The organism is Streptomyces sp. NPDC030838, assembly GCF_055572035.1.
In genome coordinates, this window is record NZ_JBVIED010000001.1 from 58,151 (window position 1) to 71,642 (window position 13,492).

General features: G+C 73.3%; 9 protein-coding genes. 4 read left to right on the forward strand and 5 right to left on the reverse strand.

Features of this window, described 5'->3' with window-relative positions:
• The first annotated feature begins 62 nt into the window (after window positions 1–62).
• On the forward strand, window positions 63–2,630 hold the full coding sequence (gene hrpB, locus ACZ42A_RS00290; protein WP_468524865.1) for an ATP-dependent helicase HrpB: 2,568 nt from the start codon (window positions 63–65) through the stop codon (window positions 2,628–2,630).
• Here hrpB and pgfA read toward each other — a convergent pair.
• The 3 genes from pgfA to ACZ42A_RS00305 all read right to left on the reverse strand — a co-directional run bounded on the left by pgfA (window position 2,620) and on the right by ACZ42A_RS00305 (window position 5,647).
• Window positions 2,620–3,612, reverse strand: coding sequence for a cell envelope lipid trafficking protein PgfA (gene pgfA / locus ACZ42A_RS00295; RefSeq protein ID WP_468524866.1), 993 nt, complete (start codon window positions 3,610–3,612; stop codon window positions 2,620–2,622). The two genes, hrpB and pgfA, sit on opposite strands and share 11 nt — an antisense overlap.
• Window positions 3,613–3,632: 20 nt before the next feature.
• On the reverse strand, window positions 3,633–3,767 hold the full coding sequence (locus tag ACZ42A_RS00300; RefSeq protein ID WP_468524867.1) for an SPW_0924 family protein: 135 nt from the start codon (window positions 3,765–3,767) through the stop codon (window positions 3,633–3,635).
• A 146-nt stretch (window positions 3,768–3,913) separates the two neighbouring features.
• Window positions 3,914–5,647 carry a lytic transglycosylase domain-containing protein gene (locus ACZ42A_RS00305; RefSeq protein ID WP_468524868.1) on the reverse strand — a complete coding sequence of 578 codons (1,734 nt, stop codon included), beginning with the start codon at window positions 5,645–5,647 and terminating at the stop codon, window positions 3,914–3,916.
• Between the two features lie 249 nt (window positions 5,648–5,896).
• Here ACZ42A_RS00305 and ACZ42A_RS00310 point away from each other — a divergent pair, with 249 nt between their 5' ends.
• Window positions 5,897–6,757 carry a DUF4184 family protein gene (locus tag ACZ42A_RS00310; RefSeq protein WP_468524869.1) on the forward strand — a complete coding sequence of 287 codons (861 nt, stop codon included), beginning with the start codon at window positions 5,897–5,899 and terminating at the stop codon, window positions 6,755–6,757.
• Here the strand turns inward: ACZ42A_RS00310 and ACZ42A_RS00315 are convergent.
• On the reverse strand, window positions 6,672–7,055 hold the full coding sequence (locus ACZ42A_RS00315) for a hypothetical protein (RefSeq protein WP_468524870.1): 384 nt from the start codon (window positions 7,053–7,055) through the stop codon (window positions 6,672–6,674). The two genes, ACZ42A_RS00310 and ACZ42A_RS00315, sit on opposite strands and share 86 nt — an antisense overlap.
• Window positions 7,056–7,281: 226 nt before the next feature.
• Complete coding sequence (gene polA, locus ACZ42A_RS00320; protein ID WP_468524871.1) at window positions 7,282–10,008, reverse strand: DNA polymerase I; 2,727 nt, start codon at window positions 10,006–10,008, stop codon at window positions 7,282–7,284.
• A gap of 563 nt (window positions 10,009–10,571) precedes the next feature.
• On the opposite strand from polA, the gene ACZ42A_RS00325 reads away from it, so the two are divergent.
• Both ACZ42A_RS00325 and ACZ42A_RS00330 read left to right on the forward strand, forming a co-directional pair.
• A complete protein-coding gene (locus tag ACZ42A_RS00325) occupies window positions 10,572–12,851 on the forward strand; it encodes an FdhF/YdeP family oxidoreductase (protein ID WP_468524872.1) in 2,280 nt (759 codons plus the stop codon).
• Between the two features lie 46 nt (window positions 12,852–12,897).
• Window positions 12,898–13,386 carry a hotdog fold thioesterase gene (locus ACZ42A_RS00330; RefSeq protein ID WP_468524873.1) on the forward strand — a complete coding sequence of 163 codons (489 nt, stop codon included), beginning with the start codon at window positions 12,898–12,900 and terminating at the stop codon, window positions 13,384–13,386.
• The last annotated feature ends 106 nt before the right edge of the window (window positions 13,387–13,492 follow it).

The window sequence follows — 13,492 nt, forward strand, 5'->3', positions numbered from 1 at the left end:
GCCCCGAAGAGTGAGGGCACGCGCGCGTGGGGGCCGCTTTCCCGTCGTACGACACTAGGGGCGTGATCCGTTACGACGCCCTGGACGCCCTGCCCGTACGCGGTGCCCTGCCCGCGCTGCGCGACGCCCTGGAGGGGCCCGGCACCGCCGTGCTGGTCGCGCCGCCGGGCACCGGCAAGACGACGCTGGTGCCGCCGGCGCTGGCGGGGCTGCTGGGCGAGGGGCCCGCGCGGCGGGTGGTGGTGGCCGAGCCCCGCCGGATCGCCGCGCGGGCGGCGGCCCGGCGGATGGCCTGGCTCCTCGGCGAGCGGGTCGGCGAGAGCGTCGGCTACACCGTGCGCGGGGAGCGGGTGGTCGGGCGCCGCGCGCGCGTGGAGGTCGTCACGACCGGTGTGCTGCTGCAGCGGCTCCAGCGCGACCAGGAGCTGAGCGGGGTCGACGTGGTGCTGCTCGACGAGTGCCACGAGCGGCACCTGGACGCGGACACGGTGGCGGCGTTCCTGTGGGACGTGCGCGAGGCCCTGCGGCCGGAGCTGCGGCTGGTGGCCGCGTCGGCGACGACGGACGCCGAGGGGTGGGCGCGGCTGCTGGGCGGGGCGCCGGTGGTCGAGGCGGAGGGCGTGTCCCATCCGGTGGAGACCGTCTGGGCGCCGCCTCCCCGTCCCGTACGGCCGCCGCACGGGACGCGGGTGGATCCGGCGCTGCTGACGCACGTGGCGTCGGTGGTGCGCCGGGCGCTGGCCGAGCGGCCGGGGGACGTGCTGTGCTTCCTGCCCGGCGTCGGGGAGATCGCCCGGGTCGCCGGGCAGCTGGGGGATCTCGGGGACGTCGAGGTGCTCCAGGTGCACGGGCGGGCGCCGGCGGCGGTGCAGGACGCGGTGCTGGCGCCGGGGACGCGCCGCCGGGTGGTGCTGGCGACGGCGGTGGCGGAGTCCTCGCTGACGGTCCCCGGGGTCCGCGTGGTCGTCGACTCGGGGCTGGCGCGGGAGCCGCGCGTGGACCACGCGCGCGGGCTGAGCGCGCTGACGACGGTACGGGCCTCCCAGGCGGCGGGGCGGCAGCGGGCCGGGCGCGCCGGGCGTGAGGCGCCGGGCGCGGTGTACCGGTGCTGGGCGGAGGCCGAGGAGGCGCGTCTGCCGCGTTTCCCGGCTCCGGAGATCCAGGTGGCCGACCTGACGGCGTTCGCGCTCCAGGCCGCCTGCTGGGGCGATCCGGAGGCGAGCGGCCTGGCCCTGCTCGACCCGCCGCCGGGCGGTGCGATGGCGGCGGCGCGGCGCGTGCTGTCGGCGATCGGCGCGGTGGACGACGCCGGGCGGGCCACCGAACGGGGCGTCCGCCTGTCCCGCCTCGGTCTGCACCCGCGACTGGGGCGGGCCCTGCTGGACGCCGCCCCGCACGTCGGCGCCGAGCGCGCCGCCGAGGTCGTGGCCCTGCTGAGCGAGGAGCCACCGCGCGAGTACGGCGACGACCTCGCGGGCGCCCTGCGGGCCGCCCGGCGCGGCGGTGACGCCTACGCGGGCCGCTGGGGCGCGGAGGTGCGCCGGCTGCGGGCGCTCGCTCAAGAGGCCGGCGGAGACATCGACCAGCCGAGCACGGGCGATACCGCGAACGATCAGGCGAGCATCGCTCCGGCGCCCGGTGATCGAACGAACGCGGGAGAGGACCGGCTGACCGGACTGGTCGCCGCGTTCGCCTACCCGGAGCGGGTCGCCCGGGTCGACGGCGGGTCGTATCTGATGGTGTCCGGGACGCGGGCCGAGCTCGGTGAGGGTTCGGCGGTGCGGGGCGCGCCGTGGATCGCCGTGGCGGTGGCCGACCGGCCCGTCGGCCGGGGGCACGCGCGCGTGCAGCTGGCGGCGGTCGTCGACGAGGACATCGCCCGGCGGGCGGCCGGGGCGTTGCTGGCCGAGGAGGACGAGATCCGCTGGGCCGACGGGGACGTCGTCGCGCGGCGGGTGGAGCGGCTCGGCGCGGTCGAGCTGGCCGTACGGCCTCTTCCGGAGCCCGCGCCCGGTCGCGTACGGGAGGCGTTGCGCGACGGGCTGCGGCGGGAGGGGTTCGGTCTGCTGCGGTGGTCGCGGGAGGCCGAGGCGCTGCGGCAGCGGCTGGCCTTTCTGCGGCTGCACCTGGGCGAGCCCTGGCCCGACGTGTCCGACGACGCGCTCCACGCGCGCGTGGACGAGTGGCTGGAGCCGGAACTGGGCCGGGCCCGGCGGCGGGCGGACCTCGCGCGGATCGACGCCGGGGAGTGTCTGGGCCGGCTGCTGCCCTGGGCCTCGGGGGACGCCGCGCGGCTGGACGAGCTGGCTCCGGAGCGGATCACGGTACCCAGTGGGTCCGGAATCCGGATCGACTACTCCGACCCCGAGCGCCCAGTGCTCGCGGTGAAGCTCCAGGAGATGTTCGGCCTCCAGGAGTCGCCGCGGGTCGCCGGCGTGCCGCTGCTGGTGCATCTCCTCTCCCCCGCCGGCCGCCCGGCCGCCGTCACGGCGGACCTCGCCTCCTTCTGGAAGGACGGCTACCGGGGTGTCCGCGCGGAGCTGCGCGGCCGGTATCCGAAGCATCCGTGGCCCGAGGACCCCGCCACGGCGGAGCCGACCCGGCACACCAACGCGCGGCTCAGACGATGAGCGGGTCGGGCTCGGCGGTCCGCGCGGGCGCCGGATCGGCGGGGCGGCGGCCGCGGGCCTCCAGCCAGAGGGAGAGGGACAGCAGCAGCCCGCCGAGCGTCAGGAAGCCCCAGGGCAGGTAGGACGTCATCAGGAGCACCCGGGTGCGGTTCGAGCGCACCAGATCCACGGCGTGCCGGATGTAGTCCTCGCGGATCTTCACGTGCCCGGCGAACGCCGTCACTTTCTCCCGGCTGCCGAGCAGGGTGCCGCCGCGCAGTTCCTCTTTGTGGATCTCCTCGCCGTAGACGGGGGCTCCGGTGAGCGGTTCGACCCAGAACTTGCGGACCGTGGTGTACCAGCGGGTGGTGCCGGTCTCGGCGACCGATTCGGGGGTGATGCCCTCGACGGGCATGGCCTTGGGGAACGGCACCTCGGTCCAGGGGATGGTCTGTTCGAAGTAGTAGACCTCCAGGCCGCGGAAGTCCTGGGTGCCCTTGTAGTGGATGGGGGCCGTCACGCGCGCTTGTGCGTCGAAGTACGCGTAGTCGCGTTTTTCGGTCAGGAACGGCCATTTGAACTCGATGCCCTCGCGGCGCACCGGGTCGCCGTCGACCATCTCGCCAGTGGCGTGGACGGGTTCCTGGGTGTGGGCGTCGAAGACGTACCGCTCGGGGATCTTCGAGACCATCTTTCCGTCGGGTCCCTGGACGTACGACAGGCCGTCCCAGACGACGACGTCCCGGCCCGCCGTCTTCTCGATCCGTTCGGAGGCCTCCACGTTGCCCTTGAGGGTCTGCACGATGGTGACCTTGGGGACCTTGCGGGCCTTCATGGTGCCGTAGTCGAGGAGGGTGGCGTCCTTCGCCTCCAGGACCATCTCCTGGTACTGGTGCGCCGGGACCTTGGCCAGCCGGGGGAAGGCGTACCAGCGCAGCAGGGGGGACAGCGCCGCGCAGAACACGGCGAGGGCGAGCAGGACCAGGCTTGCCTTGCGGCGCATCTCGGCCTCCCTGCTAGGGGTCAGGGGTGTGCGGGCACGGTCGTCAGCAGCGGCTTCGGGGAGGTCTCGCCCGCCGGGGAGCCGAGGGCGGTGAGCGCGAGGACGAGAGCGACCGCGAGGGCGAGACCGGTCGCGGCGGCGATCAGGGCGCGCATACGGGACTCCCGGCTCCGACAGCTGATACATCGTCAGGTCGGGGCACCGTAGCAACGCTCGGGCGAGATGAGAACACACGTCGCGCACACACGACGAGGGCGCCCCGTCCGCCGCGGCGGCCGGGGCGCCCTCGCCCGAGGTGCCGTTACGCGCCGGCCGGGGCCGACTCGCTCGTCGACGGGCTCGGCGAGGGCTCCGGCGCCGTCACCGTCAGCTCCACGGTCAGCGTGGCGCCGCCCGTGGTGGTGAGGCGCAGCAGGAACGTGCCGGTCGTGCCGTCCGCGTACAGCTTCGGCAGCGTCAGCAGGCCCTCGGCGTCGGTCTTCAGCCCCGTCAGGGTGCGTACGGCCTTGCCGTCCGCGTCCTTGAAGTAGGGGCCCTTGTCGTTGACCGACGGGTCGTCCGCCGACTTGATCAGCGTCGCGGTCGCCGCGACCCCGTCCGCGACGGCGCCCTCGTACGTCGCCTTCACCTGGACCTGTTCGGCGAACTCGCCGCCCGCGACACAGGTGAGCGCGGTGTCGGAGGTGCGGGCGAGCTTGTCGGCGGCCCGCGCGGTGACCGTGGCGGTGTAGTCGAGGCCGCTGATGGAGCGGCCCACGACGGTGGCGCGGACGGTGAACGAGCCGGTCTTCTCGCCCGCCTGGAGCGCGGGCGCGACGGCCACACCGGCACTGCTGGTGACGACCGTGGCGACCTTCTCCCCGCCGGGGAACGTGGTGTCCGTGGTGCCGATGATGGTGAAGCGGACCCGGACCTTGCCGACGCCCTCGCCGGACTTGGTCTCCGCGCGGGTGCTGATCCGCTCGGTGAACGCGTCGCCCGCCATGGCGGTGAGCTTCTCGGTGCCCGCATCGTCCAGGTGGTGCACCGTGTCGGTCGGGGTCGGCGGGGTGGTGGGCGGCCGAGTCGTGGGCGGCGGGGTCGTCGTCGGCGGGGTGGTCGGCTTCTGGGAGCCGCCGCCCGGGGCGGGGGTGGTGGGCTTCTGCGTGGGCGGCTTCGACGTGGCGGGCGGCGTCGGCGTCGGGCTCGCCCCGGCGTGGTCGTCGCTGCGGTCCGAGGGCAGCTGGCCGGTGCCGTCCGGGACCTCGTGGGTGCCCTTGCGGTAGTACTCCAGCCACGAGAGGACCGTGTTCAGGTAGTCCGTCGAGTTGTTGTAGCTGAGGATCGCGCTGCGCAGGTCGCTGTCGGTGGACAGGTCCCAGCCGAAGCGGCACAGGTAGTGGCCGGCCGCGAGGGCGGCGTCGTAGATGTTGTTGGGGTCCTTCTTGCCGTCGCCGTTGCCGTCGCGGCCCGCCCACTCCCAGGTGGACGGGATGAACTGCATGGGGCCCACGGCACGGTCGTAGGCGGCGTCCCCGTCGTAGGCGCCGTCGTCCGTGTCGCTGATGTTGGCGAAGCCGACGCCGTTGAGCTGCGGGCCGAGGATCGGGCTGACGGTCGTGCCGTCGGCGGTCACCCGGCCGCCGCGGGCCTGACCGGACTCCACCTTGCCGATGGCGGCGAGGAGTTCCCACGGCAGGTTGCAGCCGGGCTTCTTCTCGCGCAGCGTGGCCTCGGCCTTCTTGTAGGCGTCGAGGACGGTCGCGGGTATGCCCGCCGCGGCCTCGCCGGTGACGCCGGGCGTGACGGTGGCACCGCTGGAGGGCGAGGGGGTGGGGCTGTTCAGCGGCGGCAGGTCCGTGTAGTACGGCGAGTTGCCGGTCGCGCTGTCGTCGGCGGGCGCGTCGGGCGAGGGCGCGCCGGAGGAGGTCTGTCTGCCGGCGCCGTCGGTCGTCACATCCGGAGCCTGGGACGCGGCCAGGGCCGCGACCGCTGCCGCGGCCACGGCGGTGTTCGCCGCCCCCTTGCGCAGCCTGCTGCCGAAATGCGCCGCCATGAAGTGAACCCCTCCCAGCGGACGGTCCAGCGTCCGCGTCTACCCGTTCTGTTGGCGTTGTTCTGTTTTTGTGGTTTTGTTGACCGGTTCGACGCACTCCCCGCACGTCAACCCTCGTGACCCTACGACAACTTCGTGCGCGCGGGCACCCGTTGGTGCCCGTTTTTCCCTACTTGGCACGCGCCGGTCACCCGGCTGGTTCCCAAGGTCACGCATACTGGGCGTCAACGTTCGTACCGGGGGGCTCCGTTGCCGTTCACACTCAGCCATGCGGCCGCCGTCCTCCCCGCCGTACGCACCGACGGAACCGGCCGGGCGCGTCTGGTGCCGGCCGTGCTGGTCGCCGGGTCGTTCGCGCCGGACATGACGTACTACGCGGCGAGCGCCCTGCCCGAGGCGATGGAGTTCGGTGACGTCACCCACTCGTTCCCCGGGGTGTTCACGGTCGATGTGGCGGTGGCGTGGGCGCTGGTGGGGCTGTGGCTGCTGATCCGGGAACCGCTGGTGGCGCTGCTGCCGCGGGCCCGGCAGCGCCGCGTGGCCGCGCTGCTGCGGTGCGGGGCGCCACGCGCGCGCGTGCGGGCCGGGCTGGTCCTGCGCTGGTACGTCTCCGCGGCGCTCGGGGCGCTGACCCATGTGGTGTGGGACGCGTTCACCCATCTGGACCGCTGGGGCATGCGGCTGTTCCCGGTGCTGGGGCGGGAGATCGCGGGTTCACCGCTGTACTGGTACCTCCAGTACGGCGGCTCCGCGCTGGCCGCGGGCGTGATCGCCGTGTTCGCCGTCCGGGCACTCCGGCGCGCCCCCGCGCGCGAGCCGTCGGGGGTGCCGGTGCTGTCGTCGCGGGACCGGTGGTGGGCCGTGACCCTGATCGGCGGCTGCGCCGTCGTGGCGGCGGTACGGCGGGCCGTGCGGTGGTGGGAGTACTGGGGAGCCGTCGCCAAGCCCTACGAGCTGATCCCGACGGTGTGCTTCGGCGCGGGGGCCGGGCTGGTGCTGGGCGTCCTCGTGTACGCCGCGGGTGTCAGGATGCGGCGCCCGGCTCCGCTGCCCAGCGGTTCGCACGCCACCACCGCGGAGCGGCCCCGGAGCCGTTCCGCGGCTCGCTGAGGGCGGGGACCGTCGCGGTGAACACGGTGACGGTGTACGTCGGCCGGGGCCGTGGCATCAGGGCGAGGAAGAGGGCCAGATAGCCGCGGGCCAGGTCGGCCCACAGCTTCCAGGCCTCGGCGGTGGCGCGCAGGCGGGCGGGGGACGGCGTACGTCTGCCGATCCGGCGCCGTAGATCCACGGCGGCCTTGCGCAGGACCGTGGTCGGGCCGGCGAGGACACGGGCGGTGCTGGCGCCGGCCGAGAAGGCCGGGACCGGCGGGGCCGCTCCGCGGTGGTGGAGCATGCGTATACCCATGGCGGCATCTTGACGGGCGCGGTGTGGGGGGTGCGTTTTCGCGGGGGCCACGCGAGTGAAGCGGCCCTCCGGGGGTTGGCCGGTTCCGTCTCGTCTGCCTGGTGGGGGTTGTTTCGGGGCTGCGGGCCTGTTGTGGCTGGTCGCGCAGTTCCCCGCGCCCCTGGGTGGGTTACGCCGGGCCGGTTGGAAAGCCGGCCCGGCGACACCGCGATCCAGTCGCCGGAGGCTAGTGCGCCGCCGACTCCCAGTCCGGGCCTACGCCCACCGAGACGTCCAGGGGGGCCCTGAGCTGGACCGCGCCGGCCATTTCGTGGCGGACGATCTGCTCCACGGGCTCGCGCTCGCCCGGGGCGATCTCGAGGACGATTTCGTCGTGGACCTGGAGGAGCATGCGGGAGGTGAGGTTGGCCTCGCGCAGGGCCTGGTCGACCTTGAGCATGGCGATCTTGACGATGTCGGCCGCCGTGCCCTGGATCGGGGCGTTGAGGGCCATGCGCTCGGCCGCCTCGCGGCGCTGGCGGTTGTCGCTGTTGAGGTCGGGGAGGTAGCGGCGGCGGCCGAAGAGGGTCGCCGTGTAGCCCGTCGCCCGTGCCTCGTCGACCGCGCGGCGCAGGTAGTCCCGTACGCCGCCGAAGCGCTCGAAGTACGCGTCCATCAGGGCGCGGGCCTCGGCCGCCTCGATGTTGAGCTGCTGGGAGAGGCCGAAGGCCGACAGGCCGTACGCCAGGCCGTACGACATGGCCTTGATCTTGCGGCGCATCTCCGCGTCCACCGCGGCGGGCTCCACCCCGAACACCTGCGAGGCGGCCGTGGTGTGCAGGTCCTCGCCCGAGGTGAACGCCTCGATCAGGCCCTCGTCCTCGGAGAGGTGCGCCATCACGCGCAGCTCGATCTGGCTGTAGTCCGCGGTCATCAGGGACTCGAAGCCCTCGCCGACGACGAAGCCGCGCCGGATCGCCCGGCCCTCGTCGGTGCGGACCGGGATGTTCTGGAGGTTCGGGTCGGTCGAGGAGAGGCGGCCCGTCGCGGCGACCGTCTGGTTGAACGTCGTGTGGATCCGGCCGTCCGTCGCGATCGTCTTGATCAGGCCCTCGACCGTGACCCGGAGCTTCGCCTGCTCGCGGTGGCGGAGCATGATCACCGGCAGTTCGTTGTCGGTCTGCGTGGCGAGCCAGGCCAGGGCGTCGGCGTCGGTCGTGTAGCCGGTCTTGGTCTTCTTCGTCTTCGGCAGGCCCAGCTCGCCGAAGAGGACCTCCTGGAGCTGCTTGGGCGAGCCCAGGTTGAACTCGTGCCCGGCGGCCGCGTGGGCCTCCTTCACGGCCTGCTGCACCGCACTGGCGAACATCTGTTCCATGGCTTCCAGGTGCGCCCGGTCCGCCGCGATGCCGTGCCGCTCCATCCGGGCCAGCAGCGCGGAGGTGGGCAGCTCCATGTCCCGGAGCAGGTCCGCGGCGCCGACCTCCTGGAGCCGGCCCTCGAAGGCCTCACCCAAGTCGAGGACCGCGCGGGCCTGGATCATCAGCGCCTCGGCCTCGGCGCCGTCGTCCGTGCCGAAGGCGAGCTGGCCGTCGGCCGCGGCGGCGGGGGCCAGCTCGCGGTGCAGATACTCCAGGGACAGCGCGTCCAGGTCGAAGGAGCGGCGGCCCGGCTTGACCAGGTAGGCGGCGAGCGCGGTGTCCATGGTGACCCCGGCGACGGTCCAGCCGTGCTCGGCGAAGACCCGCATCGCGCCCTTGGCGTTGTGGAAGACCTTGGGGCGCGCCGCGTCGGCCAGCCAGGCGGCGAACGCCTTCTCGTCGTCCTCGTCGAGCTGGGACGGGTCGAACCAGGCGGCCGGGCCGGCGGCGGTGGCGAGGGCGATCTCGGCCACCGAGCCGGTGCCGAGCGCCCAGGTGTCGACGGTGGCGACGCCGAGCGGGCCGGTGGCGTGCTCGGCGAGCCAGCCGGCCAGCTCGCCGGTGCCGAGCACGGTGCCGTCCAGCTCCACGCCGTCCGCGACGACCGGGGTGGTCTCGGCCTCCTGGGCACCCGGGTCGACGGCGAGCAGCCGCTCGCGCAGCGACGGGTTGCGGATCTCCAGGGTGTCGAGGACCATCGCGACCGCCTTGCGGTCGTACGGCGCGCGCTGGAGGTCGGCGACCGTCTTCTCCAGCTCCACCTGCCGCTCCAGCTCGGTGAGCCGGCGGTTGAGCTTGACGGCCTCCAGGTGGTCGCGCAGGTTCTGCCCGGCCTTGCCCTTGACCTCGTCGACGCGCTCGACCAGCTCGGCGAAGGAGCCGAACTGGTTGATCCACTTCGCGGCGGTCTTCTCGCCGACGCCGGGGATGCCGGGGAGGTTGTCGGACGGGTCGCCGCGCAGGGCGGCGAAGTCGGGGTACTGGGCGGGCGTCAACCCGTACTTCTCGAAGACCTTCTCCGGGGTGAAGCGGGTCAGCTCGGAGACACCCTTCGTCGGGTAGAGCACCGTGGTGTGATCACTGACCAGCTGGAAGGAGTCGCGGTCGCCGGTGACGATCAGCACCTCGAAGCCCTCGGCCTCGGCCTGGGTGGCGAGGGTGGCGATCACGTCGTCCGCCTCGTACCCCTCGACCGCGAAGCGGGAGACGTGCATCGCGTCGAGCAGCTCGCCGATCAGCTCGACCTGGCCCTTGAACTCGTCCGGGGTCTTGGAGCGGTTCGCCTTGTACTCGGTGAACTCCTCCGAGCGCCAGGTCTTGCGGGAGACGTCGAAGGCCACCGCGAAGTGGGTGGGCTCCTCGTCACGCAGGGTGTTGGCCAGCATCGACGCGAAGCCGTAGATCGCGTTGGTCGGCTGGCCCGTCGCGGTCGTGAAGTTCTCCGCGGGGAGCGCGAAGAACGCGCGGTAGGCCAGGGAGTGCCCGTCCATGAGCATCAGCCGGGGACGGCTCCCGCCGGAGGGGTTGTCGGTCTTCTTCGATGCTGTCTCTGCCACGCCCCCGATCCTGCCACGCCCCACTGACAGTCGGGTCCCGCGCCGGGACGGCAGCGGCGGCGGCGCGGTGGGAAGCGGCCGCGGCGCCGTGCCGGGGCCGCGTCGTGTGCCCCGGCGGGCCTGGGGCCCCAGAGGCATGCCCGCCCCGGCCTGAGCACGTGCTGCCCGGGGCCGGGGCTCGTGGGCACGCGCCCGCCCAAGACCGCGCCGCATGAGCGCGCGCCTTGCCCACGACCAGGTCGCATGGACGCGCGCCCGCCCAGGACCAGGTCGCATGGACGCGCGCCCGCCCAGGACCAGGTCGCATGAGCGCGCGCCCGCCCAAGACCGCGTCGCATGAGCGCGCGCCCGCCCAAGACCGCGCCGCATGAGCGCGCGCCTTGCCCACGACCAGGTCGCATGAGCGCGCGCCCGCCCAGGACCGGGTCGCATGGGCGCGCGCCCGCGCGGCGGCCCAGGCGCCGACCCGGTGGCGGACCCCGGCCCCAGGGCTGATCGCTGCCCGTGGTCCGTGCGAGGATTCGGAGACGTACCTCACACGTGTACGCGAAGGAGAGTGCGCGATGGCGACGAAGCCACCGAAGGCCGACCCGGTCCAGGACGCGCCGCAGGTCGCCGAGCCGAAGCACGCGGCGGCCGGGCTGCCGGCCATCGGGCACACCCTGCGCGTCGCCCAGCAGCAGATGGGCCTCAAGCGCACCGCGCTGACCCTGCTCAGCGTCAACCAGAAGGACGGCTTCGACTGCCCGGGCTGCGCCTGGCCCGAGCCGGACCACCGGCACAAGGCGGAGTTCTGCGAGAACGGCGCGAAGGCGGTGGCGGAGGAGGCGACGCTGCGCCGGGTCACCCCGGAGTTCTTCGCCGCGCACCCGGTCGCCGACCTCGCCCGCCGCAGCGGCTACTGGCTGGGCCAGCAGGGCCGCCTCACGCACCCGATGTACCTCCCGGAGGGCGCCGAGCACTACGAGCCGGTCACCTGGGAGCGCGCCTTCGACATCGTCGCGGAGGAGATCGCCGCCCTCTCCTCTCCGGACGAGGCCGTCTTCTACACCTCCGGCCGCACCAGCAACGAGGCCGCGTTCCTCTACCAGCTCTTCGCTCGCGAGCTGGGCACCAACAACCTGCCGGACTGCTCGAACATGTGCCACGAGTCCTCCGGCTCGGCGCTGAACGAGACGATCGGCATCGGCAAGGGCAGCGTCCTGCTCGACGACCTCTACCAGGCCGACCTGATCATCGTCGCGGGCCAGAACCCGGGCACCAACCACCCGCGGATGCTCTCCGCCCTGGAGAAGGCCAAAGCCAACGGCGCGAAGATCGTCAGCGTCAACCCGCTGCCCGAGGCGGGCCTGGAGCGCTTCAAGAACCCGCAGACCCCGCAGGGCATGCTCAAGGGCGCCGCCCTCACCGATCTCTTCCTGCAGATCCGCATCGGCGGCGACCAGGCCCTCTTCCGTCTGCTCAACAAGCTGATCCTCGAGACCGAGGGCGCCGTGGACGAGGAGTTCGTCCGCGAGCACACCCATGGCTATGAGGAGTTCGCCGAGGCCGCCCGGGCGGCCGACTGGGACGAGACGCTCGCCGCGACCGGCCTGACCCGGGAGGAGATCCACCAGGCCCTCGACATGGTTCTCGCCTCCCAGCGCACCATCGTGTGCTGGGCCATGGGCCTCACCCAGCACAAGCACTCCGTGCCCACCATCCGCGAGGTGGTCAACTTCCTGCTGCTGCGCGGCAACATCGGCCGCCCGGGCGCGGGCGTCTGCCCGGTGCGCGGTCACTCCAACGTGCAGGGCGACCGCACCATGGGCATCTTCGAGCGCCCCGCGCCCGCCTTCCTGGACGCCCTGGAGAAGGAGTTCGGCTTCGCTCCCCCGCGCGAGCACGGCTACGACGTCGTGCGGGCCATCCGCGCGCTGCGCGACGGCGAGGCGAAGGTCTTCTTCGCCATGGGCGGCAACTTCGTCTCCGCCTCCCCCGACACGGAGGTCACCGAGGCCGCGATGCGGCGTGCCCGGCTCACCGTCCACGTCTCGACGAAGCTGAACCGCAGCCATGTCGTCACGGGCGCGCGGGCTCTGATCCTGCCGACCCTCGGCCGCACCGAGCGGGACCTCCAGGGCGGCGGCGAGCAGTTCGTGACCGTCGAGGACTCGATGGGCATGGTGCACGCCTCGCGGGGCCGGCTGGAGCCGGCGAGCCCGCAGCTGCTGTCCGAGCCTGCCATCGTGTGCCGACTGGCCCGCCGGGTGCTCGGCGACCGCAGCGTGGTGCCCTGGGAGGAGTTCGAGAAGGACTACGCGACGATCCGTGACCGCATCGCGCGCGTGATCCCCGGCTTCGAGGACTTCAACGCGCGCGTGGCCCGCCCCGGTGGCTTCGTCCTGCCGCACGCCCCTCGCGACGAGCGACGCTTCCCGACAGCGACCGGCAAGGCCAACTTCACGGCCGCGCCGGTGGAGTATCCCGAACTTCCGGAGGGCCGGCTGCTGTTGCAGACCCTGCGCTCGCACGACCAGTACAACACCACGATCTACGGCCTGGACGACCGCTACCGCGGCATCCGGAACGGACGCCGGGTCGTGCTGGTCAACCCCGAGGACGCCGCCGCGCTCGGCGTCACGGACGGGTCCTACGTGGACCTGGTGAGCGAGTGGAAGGACGGCGTGGAGCGGCGGGCGCCCGGCTTCCGGGTGGTGCACTACCCGACCGCGCGCGGCTGTGCCGCCGCTTACTACCCGGAGACCAACGTCCTGGTCCCGCTGGACGCCACCGCGGACACCAGCAACACCCCGGCCAGCAAGTCCGTGGTCGTCCGTCTGGAACAATCGGCGACCGACTGAGCGTTTGCTCAGCCAGAGCGACCGACAGACGAACGGAGCCGGGCCCATGGGCGAGCAGCACACCGTGAAGTTCCCGCAAGAGGTCATAGACGAGTACGCGGCGCTGGGCGTCGACCTGCCCGCCCTGTTCTCCGCCGGGCACCTCGGCACGCGGATGGGCGTGCAGATCCTGGAGGCCTCGGCGGACCGCGTCGTCGGGACCATGCCGGTCGAGGGCAACACCCAGCCGTACGGGCTGCTGCACGGCGGCGCCTCGGCGGTGCTGGCCGAGACGCTGGGCTCGGTGGGCTCGATGCTGCACGGCGGCGTCTCGAAGATCGCCGTGGGTGTCGACCTGAACTGCACGCACCACCGCGGGGTCCGCTCGGGCCTGGTCACCGGCGTGGCCACACCGGTGCACCGGGGGCGCTCCACGGCGACGTACGAGATCGTGATCAGCGACGAGGAGGGCCGGCGGGTGTGCAGCGCGCGGCTGACCTGCCTGCTGCGCGAGGTCACCCCGGCCGACGAGGAGCGAGCGACCTCCCTGGGCTGACATCTCGTCAACACAGCGAAAAGCCGCCGCGGGGGGGGGGGGGGGGGGGGGGGGGGGGGGGGGGGGGGGTTTGTGTCTGTGCTGGGGAATGCCCCTTGTCGAAGGG